The sequence below is a fragment of the Amycolatopsis sp. MEPSY49 genome (assembly GCF_051337345.1).
In the GTDB taxonomy this organism is placed as follows: Bacteria; Actinomycetota; Actinomycetes; order Mycobacteriales; family Pseudonocardiaceae; genus Amycolatopsis.
The window spans coordinates 261,261-286,952 of record NZ_JBDLYJ010000010.1 but is presented as its reverse complement, the minus strand read 5'-3'; the positions used below and the strand labels follow the sequence as shown (position 1 = coordinate 286,952).

The window sequence follows — 25,692 nt, the reverse complement described above, 5'->3', positions numbered from 1 at the left end:
TGATGGAACCGGCCTGTGTGAGGCGTGGCGCACTAGGGGATCGGTCACTGACTCGATCAAGATGTGCTAAGGGAACCTTAAGCGCTGGACCCGGTACAGGGTTCGCGGTCTCTTTCGTCCGGCTTCTCCCGGTGGCCGCCGGTCGTTCACCGCGGCGGGTTCCACTGGCGGGATGTGGCTGGTCGAATGTCCTTCGTTCTGGGACCAGGGCCTGGTGCGGCCGCTGGTGACGGAGTCCGGCACGGTCGTGCTGACGTGCGACTCGTGCGCGGCGGTCTGGCCGACGCCGGCGGCCTTCGAAGAGATGGAGTGGGTCGAGCCGGACGAGCCGGATTGGCTGGTGGGGGCCGGGGTCCACGTCCGGCCGGGGACGGTCAGGTGGGCATCGCGCCCGGACGTCGAGGCGGCGGGGATGGGTTCGCTGAAGTGGCGGGCGCTGCCTTAGGAGGCGTCGATCGCCTTCGCGAGGTCTGCGGGGAGTTCGTAGGGCGGCTCGTGGGGGACGAGTTTCACCGCTTTGTGGAGCTGGTCGGTGGCGAGGAGGCCGGAGATGTCGCGCATGACCGGCGTGACGTCGGTGATGGCGGTGATCCACTCGTCCACGTAGTGGTCGACGGCCTCGCCGCCGAGGCCGATCTGGATGGCCCGGAAGTTCTGCGCGGTGTGGTAGAGGTCTCGCTCGGGATCCCACTGGATGCGCACCGGGCTGGTCTTGAGCTCCTGCTTCCACGCGTCCTTGGCCTGGTCGCGCCGCGGGTGGCTCAGGGCCGCGTGCGCCAGCGCCCACTCGAAGCCGGCCCGGGTGATGTCGATCGCCAGGATGCGCTCCTGGCCCGGCTTCTTGCCGTAGCCGCAGCGATAGGCCATCCACCGGAACGACGGCTTGATCCACGTCATCCGATCGCGCTTGAACGGCTCGACGAAGGTCTGCTTCTCGAGCGCGGCGTCGGCGATCGACGGCGAGTAGGCCTGGTAGACGCGGACGGTCGTGTCGGTCTGGACGGCCCGGATCTGCCGGTCGGGGACCCGCTTCTCTTCGAACATGTCCGCCATGCTCCCAGCGCGGCGTGACCTCGGCCACGGACTTTCGGCGTTCAGCCCGGCGGCGGTTGCCGGCGAAGGCCCGGCCGCTCAGTCCGGCTGCCGGTGATGGGGTCGCCGCAGTGGCGGTTGGCCCGGGTCCCCAGGCCCAGCTCCCGCCGGCCCTGCGTCCCCCGGCCTCGCGGTCGCCCCCGCTCAGCCCAGTGCCCACAGGCGGGCGTACAGGCCCTGGGCCGCCAGCAACTCCTCGTGCGTTCCCGTCTCCGCGATGCGGCCGTGGTCCAGAACCACGATGCGGTCCGCCCGCGCCGCCGTTGCCAGGCGGTGGGCCACCACGAACGTCGTGCGGCGGCGGGCGACCGTCTCCGTTGCCCGCAGGACCGCCGCCTCCGTCGAGGGGTCCAGCGCCGCCGTTGCCTCGTCCAGCAGCAGCACGTCCGGGTCCACCAGCTCCGCCCGGGCCAGCGCCACCAGCTGGCGCTGGCCCGCCGACAGCGAGCGGCCTCGCTCGCCCACCGGCTGGAGGAAGCCCGCCGGCAGGGCCGCCACCCCGTCGAACGCCCCCACCGCGCGGACCGCCGCCTCGACCTCCGCGTCCGAGGCCGCCGGGCGGCCGTAGCGGACGTTGTCCGCCACCGTGCCCGAGAACAAGTGCGCCTCCTGGGGCACCACGCCCATCCGGCGCCGCAGGCCGGCGAGCTCGTACTCGCGGACGTCCGTGCCGTCGATCCGGACTTCGCCGCCCGTGACGTCGTAGTAGCGCGCCACCAGCTTCACCGCCGTCGACTTGCCCGCGCCCGTCGCGCCGACCAGCGCGATCGTCTCGCCGGCCGCGACGTCCAGCGAGAACTCCGCCAGCGCCGGCGCGTCCGTGCCGGCGTAGGCGAAGTCGACCTCCTTGAACGACACCTCGCCGCGCAGCCGCTCGGGCACCGCCACCGCGTTCTCCGCCGCCGGCACCGACGTCGGCGTCCGCAGCAGGTCGCCGATCCGGTTCAGGCCGACGCGCGCCTGCTGGTAGCCGTCGAACACCGACGACAGCTGCTGGATCGGCGAGAAGAACTGCTGCAGGTACAGCAGGAACGCGAGCAGCACGCCGGCCGACAGCGTCCCGGCCGAGACGCGGTTCGCGCCCGCGACCAGCACCGTCGTGGTCGCCAGGTCGGACAGCAGCGCCACCAGCGGGAAGTACGTCGCGACGTACCGCTGCGCCCGCAGCCGCGAGCGCCGGTAGTCGTCGCTGCGCGAAGCGAACGCCTCCGCGGAACGGTCTTCGCGCGTGTACGCCTGGGCGACGCGCAGCCCGCTCACGTTCTCCTGCATGTCCGCGTTGACGACGCTGACCCGTTCGCGGGCCTCGTTGTACGCCTTCGACGCCGCCCGCCGGAAGATCACCGTGGCCACCGCCAGCACCGGCACCATGGCCAGCGCGAACAGCGCCAGCCCGGCGTCGGTGACCAGCAGCGCCGCCGTGATGCCGGCCAGCGTCAGCGCGCTGACCACCGCGGTGGCCAGGCCGGTCTGCAGGAACGTCGAGAGCGCGTCGACGTCCGTCGTCATCCGGGTCATGATCTTCCCGGACAGCTCCCGCTCGTAGTAGTCGAGCCCGAGCCGCTGCAGGTGCGCGTAGCTGCGGACGCGCAGCGCGTACAGCACCGTTTCGCCGACCCGCGAGGTCAGCCGCGTCTGCGCGAACACGACCAGCCAGTCGGCCGCGATCACCAGCGCGCCGATCCCGGCGGCGAGCCACACCATCCACTCGACGCCCGGCCGCACGCCGTGGTCGACGCCGAACTGGTACAGCCCAGGCAGCGCGATCGACGCCAGCGCGTCCGCCGCCACCAGCCCGATGACCAGCGTGAGCGGCCAGCGGACCGGGCGCAGCAGCCGGGCCAGCCGGAAGCCGGGGTCGGGCGCCGTGACGTCCACATCGGACATCCGCGGCTCGTCCGCCGCGGCGGGCAGCTTGCGCACGCCTTCGATCAGCTCCGGCGTCGGCGGCACGTCGAGGCCGCCGCCCCCGCCGACGAACCCGCTGCTGTTCGGGTCGCCACTGCGTTGCCGCGCGGCGTCGGCCAGGTCGTCGACCTCGTCGCGGCTCTCGTCCCGCGGCCACAGCGCCGGCGTGATGCCGTCCTGGCCGCAGTCCAGGCCCTCGCAGCGGTGCTTCTCCTCGACGTCGTCGCCCGGACCCGCGACCAGTTCGCGGAACAGCGGGCAGCGCGCCAGCAGCTCGGCTTCGGTGCCGACGTCGACGACGCGGCCCTCGTCCAGCACCGCGATCCGGTCGGCCAGCGCCAGCGTCGAGCGCCGGTGCGCGATCAGCAGCGTCGTCCGGCTCGCCGTGACCGAGCGCAGGGTGTCGTGGATCGCCGCCTCGGTGACGGTGTCGATGGCCGACGTCGCGTCGTCCAGGACCAGGATCCGCGGGTCGGTGATCAGGGCGCGGGCCAGCCCGAGCCGCTGCCGCTGGCCGCCCGACAGCGTCAGTCCCCGCTCGCCGACCAGCGTGTCGTAGCCGTCCGGCAGGGCGCGGATGAACTCGTCGGCTTCGGCCGCGCGGGCCGCCGCGACGATCTCCTCCTCGCTCGCGTCCGGCCGGCCGTAGGCGATGTTCTCCCGGATCGACGAGGAGAACAGGAACGCCTCCTCGAACACGACACCGATCGCCTGCCGCAGCTGCCGCAGCGGCACGTCCCGGACGTCGAGGCCGCCGACCCGCACCGAACCCGCGTGCACGTCGTAGAACCGGGGCAGCAGCAGGGAAATCGTCGACTTCCCGGACCCCGCGGTGCCGACCAGCGCGAGGGTTTCGCCCGGGTTCGCGGTGACCGAGAGGCCGGCCAGCACCGGTTCGGTGCGCGTGTAGCCGAAGCGGACGTCGTCGAGTTCGACCCCGAGCGGGCCCGACGGCAGCGGCCGCGCGCCGGGGGAGTCGACGACCTCCGGCTGCGCGTCGATCAGCTCGTAGACGCGCTCGGCGCCCGCGCGGGTCAGCTGGGCCTGCACGACCAGGCCGGACAGCATCCGGGCGGGCCCGATCAGCGTCGCGAGGTAGGTCGCGAAGGCGAGGAACGTGCCGAGCGTGATCGAGCCGTTCAGCGCGAGGACGCCGCCGATGCCGAGCACGGCGACCTGGCCCGCGGCGGGCAGCGCCGCGGTCGTCGCCGTCGGCACCGCTGACAGCTTCGCCGCGCGAAGCCGCTCCGCGAACAGCTTGCGCGCGGTCCCTTCGAGCTTCGAGACCTCCCGCGCCTCCTGGCCGAAGCCCTTGACCACCCGGACGCCGGTGACGGTCTCTTCGACCTGCTGCGCGACGTCGGCCGCGCGCTGCTGCGCCGACCACGTCGCCGGGAACAGCCGCTTGCGGCTGCGGGCGATGACGACGCCGACCGCGGGCGTGACGACCAGCGCGATCAGCGTCAGCACCGGCGACATCCACAGCATCGCCGCGAACGACAGCAGCGCGAAGATCACCGAGCCGAACGAGAGCGGGACCTGCATCAGGATCCCGGTGACCAGCTGCAGGTCCGAGATCGCGCGCGAGACGACCTGGCCGGTGCGCAGCGCGTCCTGCTTGCCGCCGTCCAGCCGCGAGACGGCGTTGAAGACGCGCTGGCGCAGATCGTGCTGGACGTCGAGGGCGAGCTTCCCGCCGAAGTAGCGGCGCAGGAAGGCGGTGGCGAACGCGACCAGCTGCAGCGCCACCAGGAAGACGGCGATCCCGGGCAGCGCACCGGTCCGCCCCGCCACGGCGTCGTCGACCGCCGTGCGCACCAGCAGCGGGCTCGCGGCCTGCACGCCGACGCTGAACACGGCGGCGAGCAGCGACAGCACGACGATGGCGCGGTGCTCCCAGGCCGCGGCGGACAGCCGGCGGACCCAGCCGACGGTCTCAGCGGGTGGGAGCTCTTGACGGGAGCGGGGCGGAGCGGTGGTCACGTTGCAACACTAAGCGCCGCCACCGACAAAATATTTCCCGGAAAGCCGTGGAGGCCGTCTCGACGCCTTCGAGACGGCTCCACGGACGGGTGAACTCAGGTGATGTCGCGCTTCTGGTTGCCCGCCCAGCCCAGGCCGAAGAAGACCATCGTCCAGGCGAAGAAGATCAGCGCCGAGGCCCACCAGGAGAGTACGCCGGGCGCCGCGGCCGTGTACTGCAGCAGCAGCTGCGCGCCCGAGTTGACGTCGTCGGGCAGGTTGAGCGAGTTGAACCCGAACGCGTCCGCCGCGATCCCGCCGACGATCCCGTTCGCGGTGCCGTTCGGCAGGATCCCGCCCAGCAGGGTCGTCTGGCCCCACAACAGGATCACCAGGACGTTCTCCACGATCAGGAACCACACCAGGAACAGCACCACCGCCAGCGGCACGTTCCGCAGCACCGCGCCGAACCCGATGCCGAACAGCGTCACCAGCACCGAAGCCAGCACCGTCCCGCCGAGCGCGGCCAGCCACTGGCCCGCCGACGGCCAGCGGCCGGAGTCGACCGACGACATGACGGCGACCGCCGAGACGCCGAAGCTGACCAGACCGTAGATCGCGCCCCACCCGACGTAGGTGAGCATCTTCGCCGTCAGCGCCGAAATCCGGTTCGGCGCGGTCAGGAACGTCGTCGTGATCGTCTTGCTGCGGTACTCGCCGGCCAGCGCGAAGATGCCGAACAGCCCGGGGACGAGCTGCGCGATGTTCACGCCGTGCGCCAGCGCCAGCAGCCCCACCGGCACGCTGCCCGGGTCCAGGCCGATCAGCCGGGTGACCTGCCGGGCGTCGCTGTCGGTGCTCAGGAAGTCCGCGAAGTCGTTGGTGATCTTGCCCCACGCGAACGTCAGCCAGAACGCCACCAGCGCCAGCGGGATCAGCAGCACCCACCACGTCTTGAGTGAGAGCGTCTTGCGGAACTCCGCCTTGATCAGGTTGCCCATCACCGCTGCGGTCCTCCCCGGTACTGCTGCTGTTGCGGGCCCGACGGCGGATAGCCGGGCGGCGGCGGGCCTTGGTACTGAGGCTGCGGCGGGTGACCCGGCCCGCCGGTGTACTGACCCTGCGTCAGCTGGAAGAACATCCGCTCCAGATCGGCGTGGTCCTCCTGCATCCCGTAGACGGCGATCCCGGCCTTCGCGGCGATGTCCCCGATCTGCTGGACACTCGACCCGGCGACCGCGACCCGGCCGTCCGGCGTCGGCGAAACGGCCGTGATGCCGTTCTCCTGCAACGCTTTCACGAGGGCCGACGGGTCCGCCGGCTGCACCAGCACGCGCGACTGCTGGCTCTTGCGCAGCTGGTCGAGCGAACCGTAGTAGCGCGTGACGCCCTGGCTGATGATGACGACCTGGTCGATCAGCTGCTCGACCTCGTTGAGCAGGTGGCTCGAGACCAGGACCGTCCGGCGCTGCTCCCGCGCGTACGAGCGCAGGAAGTTGCGCAGCCACAGGATGCCTTCGGGGTCGAGGCCGTTCGTCGGCTCGTCCAGCACCAGCACCTGCGGGTCACCCAGCAGCGCCGTCGCCAGCGCCAGCCGCTGCCGCATGCCGAGCGAGAACCCGCCCGCCTTCCGGTCCGCGGCGCTGCCCAGGCCCACCAGGCCGAGCACCTCGTCCGCGCGCCGGTCCGGCACGCCGATCGCCGCCGCGTACACCCGCAGGTGGTTGCGCGCCGTGCGGCTCGGGTGGAACCCCTCGTTCTCCAGCACCGAGCCCACCACCCGAGCCGGGTTGCCCAGCTGCGAGTGCGGGCGCCCGTTGATGGTCGCCTGCCCCGCCGTCGGTGTGACCAGCCCGAGCAGCATCCGCAACGTCGTCGTCTTGCCGGCGCCGTTCGGGCCGAGGAAGCCCGTCACCGAACCCGGCTCGACCGTGAAACTGAGGTTCTGCACGGCGTTCACCGCGCCGAACTGCTTGCTCAGGTTCTGCACCACAATCCGGCCACTGCCGTCGTGCATACCGTCCCCTAACGTTCCCGCTTGATGCGGCGTCATCCTGCCCTACCGGCGCGGCCCGCGCGCACGGAACGCCGGAACCCGCGCCGAGCGACCTTCGTCACGTTCCGCGACCGCCCCGAGCCGACGTCGGCGGGCTGACCAGAGGATTTCCCGGGGCGCTCAGATCAACTTGGTAAAGAATTCGTGTGACTTGCCGACCCGGTGCAGCGAACTCCGCCGGACACCTCTAAGCTAGATATCGGCGGCCCGCTCCCAGTGACCCCCAGGCTGGTTGAGCGGGTCGCCCCTTCGTCTCTGCTTCGGGCTTCGCCCTTCGCTCGGCTCATCCCGTTTCTCCCGGGGGCCGAGCCCCCGGACCCCCACGGTGCCTTCCCCGCGGCTTTTCGGGGTGGTCTCGTGGGGCCGTGGTTGCGTTGCGGGGTCGGGTGCCTGCGTGTGGCATCGTTGCGTGGTGCGGATCTTGCTCGTGGAAGACGAACGGCGGCTTGCCGAGGCGCTGCGGGCCGGGCTCGGGGCCGAGGGCTATGCCGTCGATGTCGCCCACAACGGGCGGGATGCTCTCTGGCTCGCCGGGGAACACCCCTACTCCGCCATCGTTCTCGACATCATGCTGCCCGGCCTGAACGGCTACCGCGTCTGCCGCCGGCTGCGGGAGCAGGGCGATGCCACCCCCATCCTCATGCTCACCGCCAAGGACGGCGAGGACGACGAGATCGAAGCCCTCGACACCGGCGCCGACGACTTCCTGCCCAAGCCCTTTTCCTACGGTGTCCTGCTTTCGCGGCTGCGCGCGCTCATCCGGCGCGGGGGCGCCACCCGGGCGGGGGTCCTCAAGCTGGGTGACCTCGAACTCGACCAGGCCGGGCGGACCTGCCGGCGCGGCACCGCCGACATCACCCTCACCGGCAAGGAGTTCGCCCTCCTCGCCTACCTCATGCAACGGCCCGGGCAGGTCGTCACCAAGGCCGAACTGCTCGACAACCTCTGGGACTTCGCCGCCTCCGCGACCGCCAACCTGGTCGAGGTCCACGTCAGTGCCTTACGGCGTAAGATAGACGTCCCCTTCGGCGCCGAGACCATCCGGACCGTCCGCGGGGCCGGGTACCACGTGACGAGCGCCTGAACGAAGAAGAGCGGGCCCCTGCCGGCGAACGACAGGGACCCGCTCGGGGAGAAAGGTCAGGCGAGCACCGTCTCCAGCGCCGTGTGGGGCAGGTCGTGGGCCACCGCGACCGGGCCGTTCGTCAAGGCGCCCGCGTGGGTGTTGAGGCCCTTCGCCAGCGCCGCGTCCGCCTGGAGCGCGGCCTTCCAGCCGTGCTCGGCCAGCTGCACGGCGTACGGCAGCGTCACGTTCGTCAGGCCGTAGGTCGACGTCCGGGGGACCGCGCCCGGCATGTTCGCGACGCAGTAGAAGACGGACTCGTGCACGGTGTAGGTCGGGTCGTCGTGCGTGGTCGGGCGCGAGTCGGCGAAGCAGCCGCCCTGGTCGATCGCGATGTCGACGAGCACGCTGCCTGGCTTCATGTGAGCCACGAGCTCGTTGGAGACCAGCTTCGGCGCCTTGGCGCCGGGGACGAGCACCGCGCCGATGACCAGGTCGGCCTGCAGCACGGCTTCCTCGACCGACAGCCGGTTCGACGTCACCGTGCGGATGCGGCCGCCGAAGTCGTTGTCGATCTGGCGGAGGCGGTCGACGTTCGTGTCCAGGATCTCGACGTCCGAGCCGAGGCCCAGCGCGACGCGGGCGGCGTTCAGGCCGGCCACCCCGCCGCCGATGACGACGACGCGCGCCGGGTGCACGCCGGGGATGCCGCCGGGCAGGACACCGCGGCCGCCGCTCGGCTTCATCAGCGAGAACGCGCCGACCTGCGGGGCCAGCCGGCCGGCGACCTCGGACATCGGGGCGAGCAGCGGGAGCGCGCCGGTCGCGGTCTGCACCGTCTCGTACGCGATCGCGGTGGTGCCGGCGGCCAGCAGCGCGTCGGTCAGCGGGCGGTCGGCAGCGATGTGCAGGTAGGTGAAGAGGACCTGGTCGGCGCGCAGCCGGGGGTACTCCTCCGCGATCGGCTCCTTGACCTTGAGGACGAGCTCGCCCTCGGCCCACGTTTCGTCGGCGGTGGCGAGGATCTTCGCGCCGGCGGCGACGTACTCCTCGTCGGTGATGGACGAACCGACGCCCGCGCCGGTCTCGACGAAGACGTCGTGCCCGCGGCCGACCAGCTCGTGGACCCCGGCCGGGGTCAGCGCGACCCGGTATTCGTGCTTCTTGATTTCACGGGGAACGGCGATACGCACGGTCGGCCTCCTGGGTCGGTCTGCGTCCGGATGCAAGGCGGTGTTGCCACTCACGGTGAACCACCCGGACGGCGGTGTCATCGTGCTGGGCAGACATTTCTCCGGCGGTTTCATGGTGCCCGGAGGACAAGTGTGTTGACTTCGACCTCACTGGAGGTTGCAGCGTGGCCGCATGAGAGCTGTGTGGTTGCGGGAGTTCGGCGGGCCGGAAGCGCTGGTCCCGGGGGACGCGCCCGACCCGGTCCCCGGGCCCGGTCAGGTGCTGGTCGAAGTGGCGTTCGCGAACACCACGTTCGTCGAGACGCAGTTCCGGGCGGGTGCTCCCGGGCCGTTCCGCGCGGAGCCGCCGCTGATCCCGGGCAACGGCGTCGGCGGCGTGATCAGCGCGGTCGGCGAGGGCGTCGATCCGGGCCTGGCCGGGCAGCGGGTGGTGACGTCGACCGGCGGTTCCGGCGGATACGCCCAGCGCGTGGCGGTGGACGCTTCGGCGGTGTTCCCGGTCCCGGCCGCCCTCGACCTCGACGCGGCGGTGGCGCTGCTCGCGGACGGCCGCACCGCGACCGGCTTGGTGCATGCCACCAGCGTGCGCCCGGGCGATCGAGTCCTGGTCGAGGCGGCGGCCGGCGGCGTCGGCGGCCTGCTGGTGCAGCTGGCGAAGGCGGCGGGCGCGTTCGTGGTCGGCGCGGCGGGCGGGCCGGCGAAGGTGGCCCGCGTCGAGGGCGCGGACGCCGTCGTCGACTACCTGGCGCCGGACTGGGCCGCGCGCGCCGGCGAGGTGGACGTCGTGTTCGACGGCGTGGGCGGGGCGATCGGCACGGCGGCGTTCGGGCTGCTGCGGCCGGGCGGCCGGATGGCGGTGTACGGCCTGGCGGGCGGCTCGTGGGCGGAAGTGTCCGAAGAGGACGCCGCGGCGCACGGGGTCACGCTGGTGCGCTCGATCGGGAGCCCGGCCGACATGCGGGCGTACACGGAGTCGGCGTTGTCCGAAGCGGCCGCCGGACGGCTGGTCCCGGTGATCGGCCAGCGCTTCCCGCTGGAGAAGGCATCGGATGCCCACGCGGCGATCGAATCCCGCACCACGGTGGGCAAGACGTTGCTGGTCGCCTGAACGCCGTGAAGGGCACCCGCGAAAGCCGTGCGGGTGCCCTTCAGGAACCGAACGTCAGGCGCGGTAGGCCGACCAGGAGCTGTTCATCCGCGTGGCCTGGCCCGGGGTGAACTCGTACATGCAGCCGTCGTAGCTGTAGTCCATGAAGTTGTGCACCGGGTCCTTGCCCGTCGACGTGCAGGTGTCCTTGTTCGCCGGGCAGCCGGACGTCGCCGTCGCTTCGGCCGGGGTGTCCGACACGTAGTCGCCCGAACCGGAGCAGCCGCCCTGGAACGTGTGGTAGAGCCCCATCCAGTGCCCGACCTCGTGGGTGGCCGTGTCGCCCTCGTTGTAGTTCGTCGCCGAGCGGCCCGGGAGCGACTCGTCGAGGATGACCACGCCGTCCATCTTGGGCTGGGAGTTGTAGTTCCACGGGAACGTCGCCCAGCCGAGCAGGTCGTCGCCGAGGTTGGCGGTGTAGATGTTCAGCGCGTTCTTGCCGCCCTTGCGCAGCGCGTTCTTCATGTTGCGCTCGGCCGACGTGCCGTCGGTGATGCCGTTGTACCAGGTGGAGTTGTTCGTGTAGTCGGTGCTGACCAGCGAGAAGCTGTAGCCGCTGGAGGCGTACGCGCTGTTGAGCACCGAGATCTGCTTGGTGATCGTCGACGCCGGCAGGTTGCCCGTCGAGCCGCTCGTGATCACGTGGAAGTACACCGGGATCGACACGGCCGCCGCGGCCTTCGCCGTCAGTGCCGTGCGCTTGCCGGCGAGCTTGCTCTGCATGTCCGCCTCGACGCGGGCCGCTTCGGCCGGGGACAGGCTGTCGGCGTGACCGTCCTTGCTGCGGTCGGCCGACTGGGTCGGGGTGAAGCAGTCGCCCGACGGCGCCGCGACGGCGCTGCCGGTCGTGGTGCCCGGGACGACCAGGGCGACCAGGGAGAGCGCGGACACCGCGCCCAGCTTGACGGCCCGGCGGAACCGCTCCGAACTGCTCATGGAGACTCCTCTGCGACGACCCGGCCACCCCGGGTGCTGCGAAGAAGGTGCGTCAGCCGATCACCGGAATCCACCACCTTTCGGCTGGAAAAGACAATCGGAACGTTCGGCGCGATCCATGCGGAGTAGTGCATACGACACGCGTTGAGCCGAACGGCCTAACTCCAGCGCAGCGCCACCAGCTGGGTGATCAAGGCCAGCCGGACGTCCGGGTCGTCGAGGTCCATCGGGACGAGTTCGAGGAGCTTGCGCATCCGGTACCGCAGGGTGTTCGGGTGGATCCGCAGCTCCCGCGCCGCCGCGCGCGGGTCGCCGGGGTGCCGCAGCCACTCGTAGAGCGTCTCGACGTAGCCGGCCTTGCCCGACTCGTCGTGCGCGCGCACCGCACTCAACGGGCCGAGCTCCGCGACCTTCGCCCCGGCCGCCGCCGTCGCGCCGCGGTGCAGCGTCAACGCCGTCCAGGCCTCGTCGAACGTGATCACGCGCTCGCCGAGCAGCTCCGCGCGCAGCAGGCCCAGAGCTTCGTCGGCCTGGAGGCGCGACACGGAGAGGTCGCCGATCTCGCCGGGCGCGCCGGCCGCGGCTCGCGGGGCGCCGCCGCGCCGGGACGACGTCGTCGTCAACGCCTTGCGCAGCTCCGCCCAGCCGCCGGGGCCCGGCCGGTCGGGGACCACGGCGTAGAGCAGGCCGCCCAGCTCGGTCGCCACCGGGCGGTGGCCGATGCCCTGGGAGATCCGTTCGAGCAGGGCGAGCCGCAGGCCCTCGGCGTCACGCCCGTCGCCGCCGGTGACCTCGATGACGACCACGCGGTGCGGCTCGTCGGACAGGTCCAGCTCGGCCATCGCCTTGCGCGGGTTCGCCCGGCCTTCGAGCACGCCGCGCAGCAGCTCGGCCGACGCGCGGCGCTGCGCGTCCGTGTGCGCGCGGCGCCGCAGCAGGTGCAGCGCGACGACCGGGGCGGCGTCGGCGAAGGCGGCCGCGCGCTCGTCGGACACCGGCCCGGCGACCACCGCCCACATCGACCCGAGCAGCTCGCCGCCCATCCGGATCGGCACGATCAGCCGTGGCAGCGTGCCGTCGCGCTGGGCCGGGACGAAGATCGTCTGCCGGCCGCGGGACAGCTCGCGGAACACCCCGCGCGACCGGAACCGCGCGAGCACGTCGTCGGGGATGCGGCGGCCCATGATCGTCGCGACGCGCGCGGGGTCGGTCAGGTCCTGGCGCGCGGAGTAGGCGAGCACGCGGGAGTTGGTGTCCTCGATGGTCACCGGCGCGTCCACAACGGACGCGACGGCGTCGGCCAGCCGGAACAGGTCACCGGAGCCGGGGTCGAGGTCCTCGGACTCGTCGGCGAGCGCGTCGAGGACGGTCCGCAGCAGCCACACCAGCTGCGCCCACGACGTCGCGGCGTGCACCTGGACGAGCGCGATCCCGCTGGCCTTCGCGGCGCGCTTGACGGCCGGTTTCGCGGCGAGCGGCGGCTTCAGCAACACGGCGGCGGCGCCCTGTTCGGCGCTCTGCTTCACCAGCTGGGCGGCGTCTTCGGGGCCGGTGGTGGCGACGCCGAGCACGAGATCGCCGGCGGCGACGGCGCCACCGGGCTCGGCGATCACGACGTCGGCGACGGCGGGGGAGTCGTCGGGCACCTGGAGTGCGTGGAGCAGCGTCGGCCCCACCCGGTCGACCACGCTGCGCACCGAGACCACCGGATCATTCTGGCCGAGAAACCACTGGACGGCTCGGTAGGGTCGAAACGGTGAGCGACGCGCGGAAGATCGTCGAATCCGGCTACGACAGCTCGGCGGAGCGCTATCTCGAGTGGAGCGCGCGGATCGCGGACGACCCGCGGCTGCGCTTCCTGGCCGAGCTGACCGACCGGCTCGACGACGGCGCCGAGGTGCTCGACCTCGGCTGCGGCGCGGGTGTGCCGTGCACGAAACTGCTCGCCGAGCGCCACGACGTCCTCGGCGTCGACTTGTCCACGGCGCAGCTGGACCTCGCGCGGCGCAACGTCCCGGACGCGCGGTTCGAGAAGGCGGACATGGCCGCGGTGTCCTTTCCGGACGGCAGCTTCGACGCCGTCACGGCGTTCTACTCGGTGCTGCACGTCCCGCGCGAGGAGCAGGGCGCGCTCTTCACGCGGATCGCGCGCTGGCTGCGGCCTGGCGGCTGGTTCCTGGCCGCGCTGGGGTGCAGCGAAATGAACGGCATCGAGGACGACTGGCTGGGCACGCCCATGTTCTTCAGCAGCCACGCCCCGGACGGCAACCGGAGCCTGCTGGAGGTGGCCGGGTTCACGCTCGTCGTCGACGAAACCGTCACCATGCACGAGCCCGAAGGCCCGGCCACCTTCCATTGGGTCCTGGGCCGTCGCTAGCGTGACAGCACGGCCGTCAGCGCGCGCCACAGCTCGCCGGCGGGGTCGTCGACCGGCTCCTTCGCCCGCCACGCCACGATGCCGTCCGGACGCACGAGCGTCGCGCCGCCCGTCGAAAGGCCGTAGCGGGAAGCGATGTCGTCGAGCGCGTGGCACTCGAGGCGGACGCCGGTTTCGGCCGCGATGTCGGCCGCGGCCGGGGCCCACCGCGACCCGTCGCCCGCGCACAGCAGCACCCACGACCGTCCCAGCAGGTCCACAGTGGACGCGAGGCCGGGCGCCCGGAAGCCGGGGCGTCCGGTCGGCGCGTGGACGTCCTCGACCCGCGACCCGTCGTCCGGCTCCTCGGGCAGCACCGCCGTCGAGCGGTAGCGGAACCCGAGGATGGCGTTCAGCATGTCCTCCGGCTCGCCGATCCCGGAGACGTCGAGGTCCGGGTGCATGCGCTGCTTCATGTTGTGCAGTGACGTGTCGATGATCATCCGCGCGATCGGCTTCCGCTCGGCTTCGTAGGTGTCCAGCAGCGCCGGACCTGCTTCGCCGCGCAGCACCGCGGCGAGCTTCCACGCGATGTCCGCGCCGTCGCCGACCGCCGTGTTGCCGCCCTGGCCGCCGGTCGGCGGGGTCACCTTCGCCGCGTCGCCGACCAGGAACACCCGGCCGGCGCGGAACCGGTCGGCCAGCCGGGCCGCGACCTCCCACGAGCCGGTCCAGACGATCTCCGGCTCCAGGTCCGGCAGGTCGGTGGCCGCGCGGATCATCGAGACCAGCCGGTCGTGGGTGAAGTCCGCCGGGCTTTCGCCCTTCTCGGGGAAGTAGTCCGGCGCGAAGACGTACCGGTGCGGGACGTCGGTGTTGACCAGCCCGGCGGTGAAATCGCCGTGCTGCAGGTAGAAGAGGTCCGTCACGCCGGCCTGGACGCGGTCGCCGAGGTCGGCGTCGAACACCACGCCGAGGCAGTGGCTCAGCGCGTCGAGGCCGGTGGTCCCGATGCCGAGCCGCGCCCGGATGCCGCTGCGGCCGCCGTCGGCGGCGACGACGTAGTCCGCGCGCACCACCGTCTCCTCACCCGAGTCGCGGTGGCGCAAGGTCGCGGTGACGCCGTCGTCGTCCTGCGCCAGGTCGACGAGCTCGGTCCGGAACCGCACCCGCGCCCCCGCCTTCTCCGCGTGCGCCAGCAGGATCGGCTCGACGACGTCCTGCCCGGCCATCCCGGCCTGCATCGTCGTCGACGCCGAGACGTCGAATTCGCTCCCGTCCTCCATGAGCCGGTGCAGGACCCGGCCCGCCAGGCTGGTCGCGACGGTGATCCGCAGCCCCTGCGACGCCCGCGGGCTCACTTCGAGCACCTCGCGGTCGATTCCTGCCCAGTGGAACAGCTCCATCGTGCGCCAGTTCTGCCCGGCGGCCCGCGAGTGGACCGACGTTCCGGCGTGCCGCTCGACGGTCAGCACGTCCACTCCCTCCCTCGCCAGGAACAGCGACGCCGACAGTCCGCCCAGCCCGGCCCCCACGACCAGCACCTGCACCCGCTCCATGATGACTTCCTCCCAGTCCGTGAATCTCCCTGTGTGAATATCTTAGACACAAAGAGATTAGATTGACAAGAAGACCTGCCTCCCAGGACGTGGGAACGGTTGGGTACTCCGTTCGGCCGAAGTAGCTTCGAACCACCAGACCCCTTGAGCCGCAAGGAGAACCGATGAGCGCGGACGACACCTCGGCGTGGTCCTTCGAGACCAGGCAGATCCACGCGGGCGCCGCGCCGGATCCGGCCACGGGCGCGCGGGCGACGCCGATCTACCAGACGACGTCGTACGTCTTCCGCGACAGCCAGCACGGCGCCGACCTGTTCAGCCTCGCCGAGCCCGGCAACATCTACACGCGGATCATGAACCCGACCCAGGACGTGCTGGAGCAGCGCGTCGCCTCGCTCGAAGGCGGGGTCGCGGCGCTGGCGTTCGCGTCCGGCTCGGCGGCGACCACCGCGGCGATCCTCAACCTCGCGGGCGCGGGCGACCACTTCGTCTCGAGCCAGTCGCTCTACGGCGGCACCTACAACCTCTTCCACTACACGCTGCCGAAGCTCGGCATCGAGGTCACGTTCATCGACGACCAGGACGACCTCGAGCAGTGGCGCGCCGCGGTCCGGCCGAACACGAAGTTCTTCTTCGCCGAGACGCTCGCGAACCCGGGCAGCAACGTCCTCGACATCCGGGGCGTCGCCGACACCGCGCACGAAGCCGGCGTCCCGCTGCTGGTCGACAACACCATCCCGACGCCGTACCTGGTGCGCCCGATCGAGCACGGCGCCGACGTCGTGATCCACTCGGCCACCAAGTACCTCGGCGGCCACGGCACGACGATCGCCGGCGTCCTGGTCGACGGCGGCACGTTCGACTTCGGCAAGGATCCGGGTCGCTTCCCGGGCTTCAACGAGCCCGACCCGAGCTACCACGGCCTGAAGTACTGGGAGGCGCTCGGCCCGGGCGCGTTCGCGGCGAAGGCGCGCGTCCAGCTCCTGCGCGACACCGGCGCGGCGATCGCCCCGCTCAACAGCTTCCTGATCCTGCAGGGCATCGAGACGCTGTCGCTGCGCATCGAGCGGCACGTGCAGAACGCGCAGGCGCTCGCGGAGTGGCTCGAGCAGCGTGACGAGGTCGAGAAGGTGTACTACGCCGGACTGCCGTCGAGCCCGTACCACGCGGCGGCGCAGAAGTACCTGCCGCGCGGCGCGGGCGCGGTCCTGTCGTTCGACCTGCGCGGCGGCGTCGAAGCGGGACGCAAGTTCGTCGACGGCACCGAGCTGCACAGCCAGCTGGTGAACCTCGGCGACGTCCGCAGCCTGATCGTGCACCCGGCGTCGACCACGCACAGCCAGCTCGCGCCGCAGGAGCAGCTCGCCAGCGGCGTCACGCCGGGCCTGGTCCGGATCGCCGTCGGGCTGGAGGGGATCGAGGACCTCAAGGCCGACCTGGAGGCCGGATTCCGGGCGGCCAAGGCGGAACTGTGACCGTTACCGGTGCCTGGCGGGCCGGGGACCCGCCGGGCCGCCGGCAGTTCGTCACCGGCCCCGGCGCGCTCGCGCTGGAGGCCGGTGGCGTGCTGCCGTCCTTCACGATCGCGTACGAGACGTGGGGGACGCTGAACTCCGACGCGTCCAACGCGGTCCTCGTCGAACACGCGCTGACCGGTGACAGCCACGCGGCCGGGCCGCGGGTGCCGGGCCACCCCAGCGCGGGCTGGTGGGACGGGCTGATCGGGCCCGGGAAAGCCTTGGACACCGGCGAGTTCTTCGTCGTGGTCCCGAACGTCCTCGGCGGGTGCCAGGGCTCGACCGGACCCTCGTCGGAGTTCGACGGGAAGCCGTGGGGCAGCCGGTTCCCGGTCGTGACGGTCCGGGACCAGGTGGCCGCGGAAGCCGTCTTGGCGGACGCGCTGGGCATCGACCGCTGGGCGGCCGTCGTCGGCGGGTCGATGGGCGGGATGCGCGCGCTGGAGTGGGCGGTGACGCTGCCCGCCCGCGTGGCGTCGGTGCTGGTCCTGGCGTCGACGGCGCGGGCGTCGGCCGAGCAGATCGCCTGGGCGGCACCGCAGCTGCACGCGATCCGGTCGGACCCGCACTTCCACGGCGGCGACTACTACTCGTCGCCCGAGGGACCTTTTCGGGGGCTCGGCATCGCGCGCCGGATCGCGCACGTCACCTACCGCAGCGAGCCGGAGCTGGCCCAGCGGTTCGGCCGGACGTACCAAGGCGACGAAGATCCGTTGCGGCGCGGGCGGTTCGCCGTCGAGTCCTATTTGGACCACCACGCCGACAAGCTGGCAGGCCGGTTCGACGCGAACAGCTACCTGGTGCTGACGGAGTCGATGAACACCCACGACGTCGGCCGCGACCGCGGCGGCGTGGCGGCGGCACTGGGCCGGGTGACGGCCCGGACGGTGATCGGGGGCGTCGACAGCGACCGGCTCTACCCGCTGTACCAGTCGGCGGAGATCGCCGCGGGCATCCCCGGGGCGCCGGAGCCGTCGGTGGTGTCGTCGCCGTACGGCCACGATTCGTTCCTCATCGAGACGGGCCAGATCTCGGCGCTGGTGAAGGCGCTGCTGGGTTAGTACGTCCCCGGGCGTACGGCCACAAGCCGTCCCCGGACGGACGACCGTGCCCGCTTCGCCGCGAGATCGTGGCGCCATGCGGAAAACCTGGCTGATGTTCGCCGTCGCGATCGGGTTCGGCGGCGTGCTCGCCTACCCGTACCTGGGCCTCGACGTCGCCGACAGCCGGCTCGACGTGCGCGACGGCGTCCAGTACTCGGTCCTGGTGGCGCACATCTTCACGGCCACCGTGGCGCTCGTGCTCGGCCCGCTGCAGTTCGTGCCGAAGGTGCGCGCGCGCAAGCGGCTCCACCGGACGCTCGGCCGGGCCTACCTCCTGGCCGGGGTGGTGCCGTCGGCGGTGGCCGCGATCCCGGTCGCCGTGTGGTCCGGCCGGCCGCTCACGCAGGTCAGCCTGACGCTCGCGGCGATCCTGTGGCTGGTCACCGGCGGCCTCGCGTACCGCGCGGCCCGGCGCCGCGACTTCGCCGCCCACCGGGCTTGGATGATGCGGAACTACGCGCTGACCTTCCTCGCCGTCACCTCGCGCGTGCTCGTTCCCGTGCTCCTGCTGGCCCAGGCCCCGTTCGGCGGCGTCGACCCGGCGAGCGCGCCCACGCTGATCCCGGTCGGGCAGACGCTCGGCTGGGTCGTCAACCTGATCGTCGCCGAAGTCCTGATCCGTCAGCGGCCGGCGACACGTTCTCCCAAGCGCACCAAGCGGTTCGCGACCCGCCGCGACGCGCCCGCCGCGTAGTCACCGAGGCGTTCGGCGGCGCGGTCGGACAGCTTCGCGACCCGCCACGCGACGTCGTCCGCGCGGTCGCCCGCTTCGTCGCCGGCCGTGGTGATCCGGTCGGCGAGCCGGCCGGTGCCCGCGGCGAGCAGATCCTTGAGTGCCATGGCTTCCCCTCCGCTAGAGCATTCCGGCGCGGCGCCACAGCACCGCGCTCGGGCCGCCGATCAGGTCGTTCTCCCGCAGGAACCGGACGAGCTTCCGGGCCCCGAAGGCCAGGGTCTCGCGCCGGTGCGGGCTGGTCCTCGCGGCGTTCACCGCGACGCTCGGGTCGATCCCCGCGCGCAGGTACTGCCGCGGCCGCGAAAGCAGGCGGGACATCAGCAGCGCGCCGACCGCGACCACCACCCGGGCGAACTCCTTGCGCCACCACGGGGCCCGGGCCAGCGAGCGGACCAGGTCGTCGCGCGCGTACCGGACGTGCCGCGCCTCTTCGGTGACGTGGATGCGCATCACCGCGCGCACCACCGGCTGCACGGACTCGTCGTCGAGGTGTTCGCGTTGCAGCGCGTCGAAGATCTCTTCGCCGATCAGCGTCGCCACCCACATCGCGGGGCCGTGCAGGATCGCCGGGAGCGCCTGCGCGCTCAGCTGCAGCCAGCGGTTGTTGCGGTACGGCCGGCCGCCGACGCGCTCGATCAGCGTCGCGAACATCGTGGAGTGCCGGCATTCGTCGGCGACCTCGGTCAGCGCGTAGTGCACGTGCCGGGTCGTCGGGTCCTGGCGGTAGGACGCGCGCAGCAGCATCTGCATGAGGATCAGCTCGAACCAGATCCCGACGCTGACGGTGTTCACCAGCTCCTGCCGCGACAGCTCGATCCGCTGCGCGCGGGTCAGCGTGTCCCACAGCGGCGTGCCGTACAGGGAGACGAGTTTTTCGGGGATGAAGAACTGGTCGTCGTTCAGCGGCGCGGCCCAGTGGACGTCGACGTTCGGGTCGTAGGAAAGCCGGGCGCTCGAGCGGAGCAGCCGTTCGGCGGTGGCTTCGCGATCACCCATCCGTGCCTCCCTGTGTCGTTTAACACTAGAACGCATGAAACAATCTCCGTCAAGATGTAAAGTCAGTGCATGCGCGATCTCCTGAAACACGCCCTCGAAGCCGAACTGCCCGGCGACGAGACCGCGGAACGGATCATGGGCGCGGCGCTCACCCAGGCCGAGGACTTCGGGCTACGCCGGTTCACCGTGGACGACGTCGCGCGCCGCGTCGGCCTCTCGCGGGTGACGATCTACCGCTACTTCCCGAAGAAGGACCAGCTGCTGGGCGCGCTGATCCAGCGGGAGATGAAGCGGTTCCTGACGAAGGTCGACGCCGTCGTCGAAGCGCAGGCGACCCCGGAGGAGAAGCTCATCGAGGGGTTGAGCTTCTCCCTCGGGTACCTGCGGGGGCACCGGCTGCTCAACCGGCTGCTGCGCACCGAGCCGGAGCTGATCCTCCCGCACCTGACGGTCCAGGCGGGCGGCCTCTTCGCGGCGGCCCGGGCGCGGATCGCGGCGCACTTCCACGCGGAGATCGCCGCGGGCCGGCTCAGCCTGCCCGCCGGGGACGTCGACGGCATGGCCGAGCTGCTGATCCGGATCGTCGTGTCCCTGGTGCTGACCCAGGAGACGGTCCTGCCGGTGGACGATGACGCCCAGCGCCGCCGGCTGGCCGAGCTGTACCTGGCGCCGATCGTCCGCTCGCTGCGCCCCTGACTCAGCCCTGCCGGGTGGGCCGGATGGTGAGGTCGCCGATCTCGACGTCGTCGGGCTGCTCGATGGCGAACGCGATGGCCCGCGCCACGGCGTCGGGGCTGATGCCGAGCGTCGCCATCGCCTGCTGGGCCTGCTCGCGCTGCGCGGGGTCCTCGACGTAGTCGACGAGTTCGGTGCGCACGTACCCCGGGGAGATCGACGTCGTGCGCAGGACACCGTCGGTGGACTCCTGGCGCAGCGCTTCCAGCAGCGTGCGCACGGCGTTCTTGGTCCCCGCGTAGACGGCTTGGGTCGGGACGATCTTCAGCCCCGACGTCGAGACGGTCGTGACGAAGTGGCCGCGGCCCTGTGCGCGGAACACCGGGAGCGCGGCCGCGATGCCGTGCAGGACGCCGCGGAGGTTGACGTCGATCATCGCGTCCCAGTCGTCGACGTCGAGGTCCGAGATCGGCGCGATCCGGGCGACGCCGGCGTTGCCGACCAGGACGTCGAGCCGCCCGAAGCGGTCGACAGCCCGCGTGACGAGCCGCTCGAGATCGGCGCGCCGCGTCACGTCGACGTCCAGCACTTCCGCGCGGCCGCCGTCGTCGCGGATCTTCCGCGCGAGCGCTTCCAGCCGGTCGGTGCGCCGGGCGCCGAGCACCACCGCCGCCCCGCGGCCGGCGAGTTCCCGCGCGGTCGCCTCGCCGATCCCGCTGCTCGCGCCGGTGATCGCGACGACCTTGTCCAGTCCGTCCGTCATGAGGTCCTCCGTTAAGCTGACAACTGTCCGTTTAACCCTACCGGACACTTGTCCACTTACGCGAGGAGAGTGCCGTGGCCGGTCGTGAGCGCCGTTCGGACGCCGTCGCCAACCGCGACCGGATCGTCGAGGCCGCGCGGGCGGAACTGAGCGAGTCCAACGGCGCGGCCGACGACCTGAAGCTGCACCGGGTCGCCAAGGCCGCGGGCGTCGGGCAGGGCACGCTCTACCGGCACTTCCCGACGCGCGAGCACCTGCTGGCGGAGGTCTACCGGGCCGAGCTGACCCAGCTTGTCGAGACAGTGGCGCCTCTGCTGGCCGAGCATTCCCCGCTCGACGCGCTGGCCCGCTGGCTGGAGCGGCTGGTCGAGTACGCGCGCGTCAAACGCGGCGTGATGGCGGCGATCGAGGTGCCGGCGTGGCAGGACCTCTACTCCGGCCAGCACCACCGGCTCGACGAAGCGCTCGAAACGCTGCTGGACCGGGGAAAGTCCGCGGGGGAGATCCGCGCCGGGGTCGACGCGGCCGACGTCATCCTGCTCCTCGGCGCGCTTTCGCGGATCCCGGAAACCGAGTGGGACGAGCGGGCACCCCGGATCGTGGCGGTGATCGTCGACGGCCTTCGCGCCTAGTCGGAAACGGCTTCCGAGATCCAGGGGGCCACCGGCAGGTCGCGGTCCAGGCATTCGACCGACAGCCGGATCGTCCAGCGCAGGGCCTGCAGCACCAGGCTGTCCACCTCGTCGGGCGCCGCGTTGGCGAGGGCGATCTCGACCTGCTCCTGCGCGGCCTCGGTGTTGCCGTGGACCTCCGCCAGCAGTGTCCGGACCGCGGTCCGCACCGGCGGGTCGGCCTGGTCGATCGAGACCTCTTCGCCGTCCTCGTCGAAGACCTGGACCTTCACCGGGGCGCTGCCGCCGTCGCCGAGGGTGGAGACCATCGCGCTGCACTCGCCGAACAGCAGCAGCATCAACGCCTTCGTCTCGTCCGCGCGGGCCTGCGGTTCGACGGCCGTCGGCGCGACCTCGACGAGGGCTTCGGCGTCGTCGCCGAGGCTCAACGCCGTCAGCGCGCGCTGAGCCTTCTCGACGAGCTCCTGCTCGTTCCAGTCCGCATCCACGTGCCCCATCAAACACCAGCGACGGCGGTCGTGGGGATACCTTGATCCGGGTCGGTCATCCGACCGCGCGGAGCGCACCCAGTGCGAGCCGGGCGAGCAGTTCGGCGAGTTCCGAGTCACCGAGATGGCGGTTGTACGGCGTCGAGTTGATCAGTCCGAACACGGCGTGTGCCGCCGATCGCGCCTGCCGTTCTCCCAGTCCCGGCATGGCTTCCCGGATCGCGCTGACCCACACCTCGACGTACTGGCGCTGCAACGCGCGGACCTGCTTGCGGTCGGCGTCGGTGAGGTTCGCGAGGTTGCGCTCCTGAACGGTGATCAACGCGGGGTGGTTGAGCGCGAAGCCGACGTGGAACGCCACGAGCCCGGTCAGCGTGTCGTCCGCCGAGCCGGGCCGGTTCGCCCACCTCGTGCCGCCGTCGAGCAGGTAGCGGCTGATCGAGTTCAGCATCTCGCCGAGGATCGCGTCCTTGCTGCGGAAGTGCCGGTAGAGCGCGGGCCCGGAGATCCCGACGGCGGCGCCGATGTCGTCGATGCCCACGCCGTGGAACCCGTGGTGGGCGAACAGCTCGGCGGCCGCGGCCAGGATCTGCTCGCGCCTGCTCGCCTTTTCGCCGTTCACGAGCGGAGTGGAGTTGGCCGCCATCCGGTCATAGTAGAGCCGCAGGTTAGCGAGCGCTAACACCCCGTGGCGCTCGCCTCGCTCCGGGACGTCCGGCGGCCCGGGTCACCGGCTCGGGTGAACCTCTCCGCGTGTCGCCGATGTCCGGCCTGTCCGTCCCGCTGTTCCCGCGAAACTCCGCGTTAGCGAGCGCTAACCGTGTTCCCGTCTTCCGGCGTGGGCCGAGTGGGTTACTTACAGGTAACTAGGGGTTCCTTGTGGAGCTTCCACCTGCTGTGATTTTCAGGTCGGTTCTGTCACAAAGGAGTGGCCCATGGGGGTTCCGATCCGTCTTTCGCGACGGTTTGTCCAAAGGTTGAGCACGGCTCTCGGGGCCGTCGTCCTGTCCACTCTCGGCGTCACGGGCCTCGCCCACGCCGCCGGGACCGTCTACGCCGCGCTCGGCGACTCCTACTCCTCGGGAGTCGGGGCCGGCAGCTACGGCAGTTCCGGGAGTTGCTACCGCAGCTCCAACGCCTACGGTCAGCTGTGGGCCAACGCCCACAGCGGCACGTCGTTCACCTTTCTCGCCTGCTCGGGCGCGAAGACCGGCGACGTCATCAACCAGGTCAATTCCCTCCCCTCCAACGCGACCCTGGTCACGGTCACCGTGGGCGGCAACGACGCCGGCTTCAGCGACGTGATCCAGACCTGCACCCTCGGCAGCGACTCGGACTGCACCAACCGCGTCAACACCGCGAAGACCTACGTCAACAACACCCTGCCCCCCTTGCTGACCAACACCTACAACGCGATCAAGGCCAAGGCGCCCGGCGCACGCCTCGTCGTCCTGTCCTACCCGCGCTTCTACACCGTGCCCGGCTCCTGCTGGGTCGGGCTCAGTGACACCAAGCGGACCGCGATCAACTCCGGTGCGGACACCCTCGCCTCGGTGATCCAGTCCCGCGCGGCGTCGGCGGGTGCGACGTTCGTCGACGTCCGGCCGTCGTTCGTCGGGCACAACATCTGCTCCTCGGCGGACGACTACCTGCACAGCCTCACCTGGCCGGTGATCGAGTCGTACCACCCGACGGTGGCCGGGCAGTCGGGCGGCTACTACGCCCCGCTGCGCAACGCCATCGGCTGACGTTCCTCTCGCGGAGCGGAGGCCACCCCGGTTCGCCGGGGTGGCCTTTCCGTATTCGACGCTGCCGTGTTCCGGCCACTGGACACCCACGTTAGCGGTCGCTAACATCGGAGCGGAGGTTAACGCCCGCTAACTTCGAGGGAGCCCATGGACACGCCGGTACTGGGGACGTCTGCTGCCCCGGACAGCGAGGCCTACGCCCGCAACGCCACATCCCACGCCGAGCTGGTCGAGGACCTGCGCAAACGCTTGTCCGCCGCCCGGCTCGGCGGACCGGAGAAGTCGCGCGCGCGGCACGTCGAACGCGGCAAGCTGCTGCCGCGCGACCGCGTCGACACCCTGCTGGACCCGGGGTCGCCGTTCCTGGAACTGTCGCCGCTGGCGGCGAACGGGCTGTACGACGACGAGGCACCGTCCGCGGGCATCATCACCGGGATCGGGCGCGTGTCCGGCCGCGAGTGCGTGGTCGTCGCCAACGACGCCACCGTCAAGGGCGGCACGTACTACCCGATGACGGTGAAGAAGCACCTGCGCGCCCAGGAGGTCGCGCTGCACAACAACCTGCCGTGCGTCTACCTGGTGGACTCCGGCGGCGCGTTCCTGCCCAGGCAGGACGAGGTCTTCCCGGATCGTGAGCACTTCGGCCGGATCTTCTACAACCAGGCGACGATGTCCGCGCGCGGCATCCCGCAGATCGCCGCGGTGCTCGGGTCCTGCACCGCCGGCGGCGCGTACGTCCCGGCGATGAGCGACGAAGCCGTGATCGTCCGGAACCAGGGCACGATCTTCCTCGGCGGCCCGCCGCTGGTGAAGGCCGCGACCGGCGAGGTCGTCACGGCCGAAGAGCTCGGCGGCGGCGACGTCCACTCGCGCCAGTCCGGCGTCACCGACCACCTGGCCGACGACGACGCGCACGCGCTGCGGATCGTCCGCCAGATCGTCTCGACGCTCGGCCCGCGCGCCCCGCGCCCCTGGGACGTCCTGCCGACCGAGGAGCCGGCGGTCGACCCGGCCGAGTTGTACGGCGTGGTGCCGACCGACCCGCGCGTGCCTTACGACGTGCGCGAAGTGATCGCGCGGATCGTCGACGGCAGCCGGTTCGGCGAGTTCAAGAAGGAGTACGGGGCCACCCTGGTCACCGGCTTCGCCCGGATCCACGGCCACCCGGTGGGGATCGTCGCGAACAACGGCGTGCTGTTCGCCGAGTCCGCGATGAAGGGCGCGCACTTCATCGAGCTGTGCGACAAGCGTTCGATCCCGCTGCTGTTCCTGCAGAACATCACGGGCTTCATGGTCGGGCGCGCGTACGAGGCCGGCGGCATCGCCAAGCACGGCGCGAAGATGGTCACCGCGGTGGCCTGTGCGCGGGTGCCGAAGTTAACGGTCGTTATCGGCGGCTCGTTCGGTGCCGGCAACTACTCGATGTGCGGCCGGGCGTACTCGCCGCGGTTCCTGTGGATGTGGCCGAACGCGCGGATCTCGGTGATGGGCGGTGAGCAGGCGGCGTCGGTGCTGTCGACCGTCCGCCGCGACTCCATCGAGGCCCGCGGCGGCGAATGGTCGGCCGAGGACGAAGAGGCGTTCAAGGACCCGATCCGCGAGCAGTACGAGGCGCAGGGCAGCCCGTACTACTCGACGGCGCGGCTGTGGGACGACGGCGTGATCGACCCGGCGGACACCCGCACGGTGCTCGGGCTCGCGCTCTCGACCGCGGCCAACGCACCCCTTTCCGATGTCAACTACGGCGTCTTCCGGATGTGAT

The 25,692-nt window shown here is 71.5% G+C and carries 24 protein-coding genes; 11 read left to right on the top strand and 13 right to left on the bottom strand.

The genetic code is table 11. The features are described 5' to 3' along the window. The first annotated feature begins 172 nt into the window (after positions 1–172). Positions 173–445: a hypothetical protein gene (locus ABFJ78_RS36715; protein ID WP_436391983.1), complete on the top strand. Its 273-nt coding sequence runs from the start codon at positions 173–175 to the stop codon at positions 443–445. Here the strand turns inward: ABFJ78_RS36715 and ABFJ78_RS36710 are convergent. The 4 genes from ABFJ78_RS36710 to ABFJ78_RS36695 all read right to left on the bottom strand — a co-directional run bounded on the left by ABFJ78_RS36710 (position 442) and on the right by ABFJ78_RS36695 (position 6,979). Next, entirely contained in the window at positions 442–1,044 is a 603-nt protein-coding gene (locus ABFJ78_RS36710) for a DUF4291 domain-containing protein (RefSeq protein ID WP_436391981.1), read from the bottom strand. The genes ABFJ78_RS36715 and ABFJ78_RS36710 overlap by 4 nt on opposite strands. 192 nt (positions 1,045–1,236) lie before the next feature. Beyond that, positions 1,237–4,983, bottom strand: coding sequence for an ABC transporter ATP-binding protein (locus ABFJ78_RS36705; protein ID WP_436391979.1), 3,747 nt, complete (start codon positions 4,981–4,983; stop codon positions 1,237–1,239). 95 nt (positions 4,984–5,078) lie between these two features. Beyond that, positions 5,079–5,963, bottom strand: a complete 885-nt coding sequence (locus ABFJ78_RS36700; RefSeq protein ID WP_436391977.1) for an ABC transporter permease — start codon at positions 5,961–5,963, stop codon at positions 5,079–5,081. Continuing rightward, complete coding sequence (locus tag ABFJ78_RS36695; protein ID WP_436391975.1) at positions 5,963–6,979, bottom strand: ABC transporter ATP-binding protein; 1,017 nt, start codon at positions 6,977–6,979, stop codon at positions 5,963–5,965. Before ABFJ78_RS36695 ends, ABFJ78_RS36700 begins: the two co-directional genes overlap by 1 nt. 451 nt (positions 6,980–7,430) lie before the next feature. Between ABFJ78_RS36695 and ABFJ78_RS36690 the strand changes: the two genes are divergently transcribed. Beyond that, on the top strand, positions 7,431–8,102 hold the full coding sequence (locus ABFJ78_RS36690) for a response regulator transcription factor (RefSeq protein ID WP_436391973.1): 672 nt from the start codon (positions 7,431–7,433) through the stop codon (positions 8,100–8,102). Between the two features lie 56 nt (positions 8,103–8,158). Here the strand turns inward: ABFJ78_RS36690 and ald are convergent, their stop codons facing one another. Beyond that, positions 8,159–9,274 (bottom strand): alanine dehydrogenase, encoded by a 1,116-nt coding sequence (gene ald, locus ABFJ78_RS36685; protein ID WP_436391971.1) that lies wholly within the window; start codon positions 9,272–9,274, stop codon positions 8,159–8,161. A 172-nt stretch (positions 9,275–9,446) separates the two neighbouring features. Between ald and ABFJ78_RS36680 the strand changes: the two genes are divergently transcribed. After that, on the top strand, positions 9,447–10,382 hold the full coding sequence (locus ABFJ78_RS36680) for a zinc-binding dehydrogenase (RefSeq protein ID WP_436391969.1): 936 nt from the start codon (positions 9,447–9,449) through the stop codon (positions 10,380–10,382). Between the two features lie 54 nt (positions 10,383–10,436). Here ABFJ78_RS36680 and ABFJ78_RS36675 read toward each other — a convergent pair whose 3' ends face one another. Both ABFJ78_RS36675 and ABFJ78_RS36670 read right to left on the bottom strand, forming a co-directional pair. Then, entirely contained in the window at positions 10,437–11,357 is a 921-nt protein-coding gene (locus tag ABFJ78_RS36675) for a zinc metalloprotease (protein WP_436391967.1), read from the bottom strand. A 158-nt stretch (positions 11,358–11,515) separates the two neighbouring features. Beyond that, positions 11,516–13,063, bottom strand: a complete 1,548-nt coding sequence (locus ABFJ78_RS36670; protein WP_436391965.1) for a PucR family transcriptional regulator — start codon at positions 13,061–13,063, stop codon at positions 11,516–11,518. 50 nt (positions 13,064–13,113) lie between these two features. Between ABFJ78_RS36670 and ABFJ78_RS36665 the strand changes: the two genes are divergently transcribed. Beyond that, positions 13,114–13,734 (top strand): class I SAM-dependent methyltransferase, encoded by a 621-nt coding sequence (locus ABFJ78_RS36665; protein ID WP_436391963.1) that lies wholly within the window; start codon positions 13,114–13,116, stop codon positions 13,732–13,734. On the opposite strand, the gene rdmE is transcribed toward ABFJ78_RS36665, so the two are convergent. Then, positions 13,731–15,272, bottom strand: coding sequence for an aklavinone 12-hydroxylase RdmE (gene rdmE / locus ABFJ78_RS36660; protein ID WP_436391961.1), 1,542 nt, complete (start codon positions 15,270–15,272; stop codon positions 13,731–13,733). The genes ABFJ78_RS36665 and rdmE overlap by 4 nt on opposite strands. A 164-nt stretch (positions 15,273–15,436) precedes the next feature. Between rdmE and ABFJ78_RS36655 the strand changes: the two genes are divergently transcribed. From ABFJ78_RS36655 to ABFJ78_RS36645, 3 genes are all read left to right on the top strand, one after another. Continuing rightward, positions 15,437–16,747: a bifunctional o-acetylhomoserine/o-acetylserine sulfhydrylase gene (locus ABFJ78_RS36655; RefSeq protein ID WP_436391959.1), complete on the top strand. Its 1,311-nt coding sequence runs from the start codon at positions 15,437–15,439 to the stop codon at positions 16,745–16,747. Next, the gene (gene metX, locus ABFJ78_RS36650; protein ID WP_436391957.1) at positions 16,744–17,850 is read left to right on the top strand and encodes a homoserine O-acetyltransferase MetX; all 1,107 of its coding nucleotides are present in this window, start codon (positions 16,744–16,746) and stop codon (positions 17,848–17,850) included. Before ABFJ78_RS36655 ends, metX begins: the two co-directional genes overlap by 4 nt. A 76-nt stretch (positions 17,851–17,926) precedes the next feature. Next, on the top strand, positions 17,927–18,586 hold the full coding sequence (locus tag ABFJ78_RS36645) for a DUF2306 domain-containing protein (protein WP_436391956.1): 660 nt from the start codon (positions 17,927–17,929) through the stop codon (positions 18,584–18,586). On the opposite strand, the gene ABFJ78_RS36640 is transcribed toward ABFJ78_RS36645, so the two are convergent. Together ABFJ78_RS36640 and ABFJ78_RS36635 are read right to left on the bottom strand one after the other, a co-directional pair. Continuing rightward, entirely contained in the window at positions 18,514–18,732 is a 219-nt protein-coding gene (locus ABFJ78_RS36640; protein ID WP_086670488.1) for a hypothetical protein, read from the bottom strand. The two genes, ABFJ78_RS36645 and ABFJ78_RS36640, sit on opposite strands and share 73 nt — an antisense overlap. Before the next feature lie 13 nt (positions 18,733–18,745). After that, positions 18,746–19,624, bottom strand: a complete 879-nt coding sequence (locus ABFJ78_RS36635) for an AurF N-oxygenase family protein (RefSeq protein WP_436391954.1) — start codon at positions 19,622–19,624, stop codon at positions 18,746–18,748. Positions 19,625–19,693: 69 nt separating this feature from the next. On the opposite strand from ABFJ78_RS36635, the gene ABFJ78_RS36630 reads away from it, so the two are divergent. After that, positions 19,694–20,320, top strand: a complete 627-nt coding sequence (locus tag ABFJ78_RS36630; protein ID WP_372664007.1) for a TetR/AcrR family transcriptional regulator — start codon at positions 19,694–19,696, stop codon at positions 20,318–20,320. A 1-nt stretch (position 20,321) separates the two neighbouring features. Here the strand turns inward: ABFJ78_RS36630 and ABFJ78_RS36625 are convergent, their stop codons facing one another. Beyond that, positions 20,322–21,062, bottom strand: coding sequence for an SDR family oxidoreductase (locus tag ABFJ78_RS36625; RefSeq protein WP_436391951.1), 741 nt, complete (start codon positions 21,060–21,062; stop codon positions 20,322–20,324). 74 nt (positions 21,063–21,136) lie between these two features. Here ABFJ78_RS36625 and ABFJ78_RS36620 point away from each other — a divergent pair, with 74 nt between their 5' ends. Next, on the top strand, positions 21,137–21,694 hold the full coding sequence (locus ABFJ78_RS36620) for a TetR/AcrR family transcriptional regulator (RefSeq protein WP_436391949.1): 558 nt from the start codon (positions 21,137–21,139) through the stop codon (positions 21,692–21,694). Here ABFJ78_RS36620 and ABFJ78_RS36615 read toward each other — a convergent pair. Next, a complete protein-coding gene (locus ABFJ78_RS36615; RefSeq protein ID WP_086670478.1) occupies positions 21,691–22,191 on the bottom strand; it encodes a hypothetical protein in 501 nt (166 codons plus the stop codon). The two genes, ABFJ78_RS36620 and ABFJ78_RS36615, sit on opposite strands and share 4 nt — an antisense overlap. Before the next feature lie 46 nt (positions 22,192–22,237). Then, positions 22,238–22,828: an SACE_7040 family transcriptional regulator gene (locus tag ABFJ78_RS36610; RefSeq protein WP_436391947.1), complete on the bottom strand. Its 591-nt coding sequence runs from the start codon at positions 22,826–22,828 to the stop codon at positions 22,238–22,240. A gap of 331 nt (positions 22,829–23,159) precedes the next feature. Between ABFJ78_RS36610 and ABFJ78_RS36605 the strand changes: the two genes are divergently transcribed. Beyond that, entirely contained in the window at positions 23,160–23,930 is a 771-nt protein-coding gene (locus ABFJ78_RS36605) for an SGNH/GDSL hydrolase family protein (protein WP_436391946.1), read from the top strand. A gap of 147 nt (positions 23,931–24,077) precedes the next feature. Continuing rightward, on the top strand, positions 24,078–25,691 hold the full coding sequence (locus ABFJ78_RS36600) for a carboxyl transferase domain-containing protein (RefSeq protein ID WP_436391944.1): 1,614 nt from the start codon (positions 24,078–24,080) through the stop codon (positions 25,689–25,691). Position 25,692 lies beyond the last annotated feature (1 nt).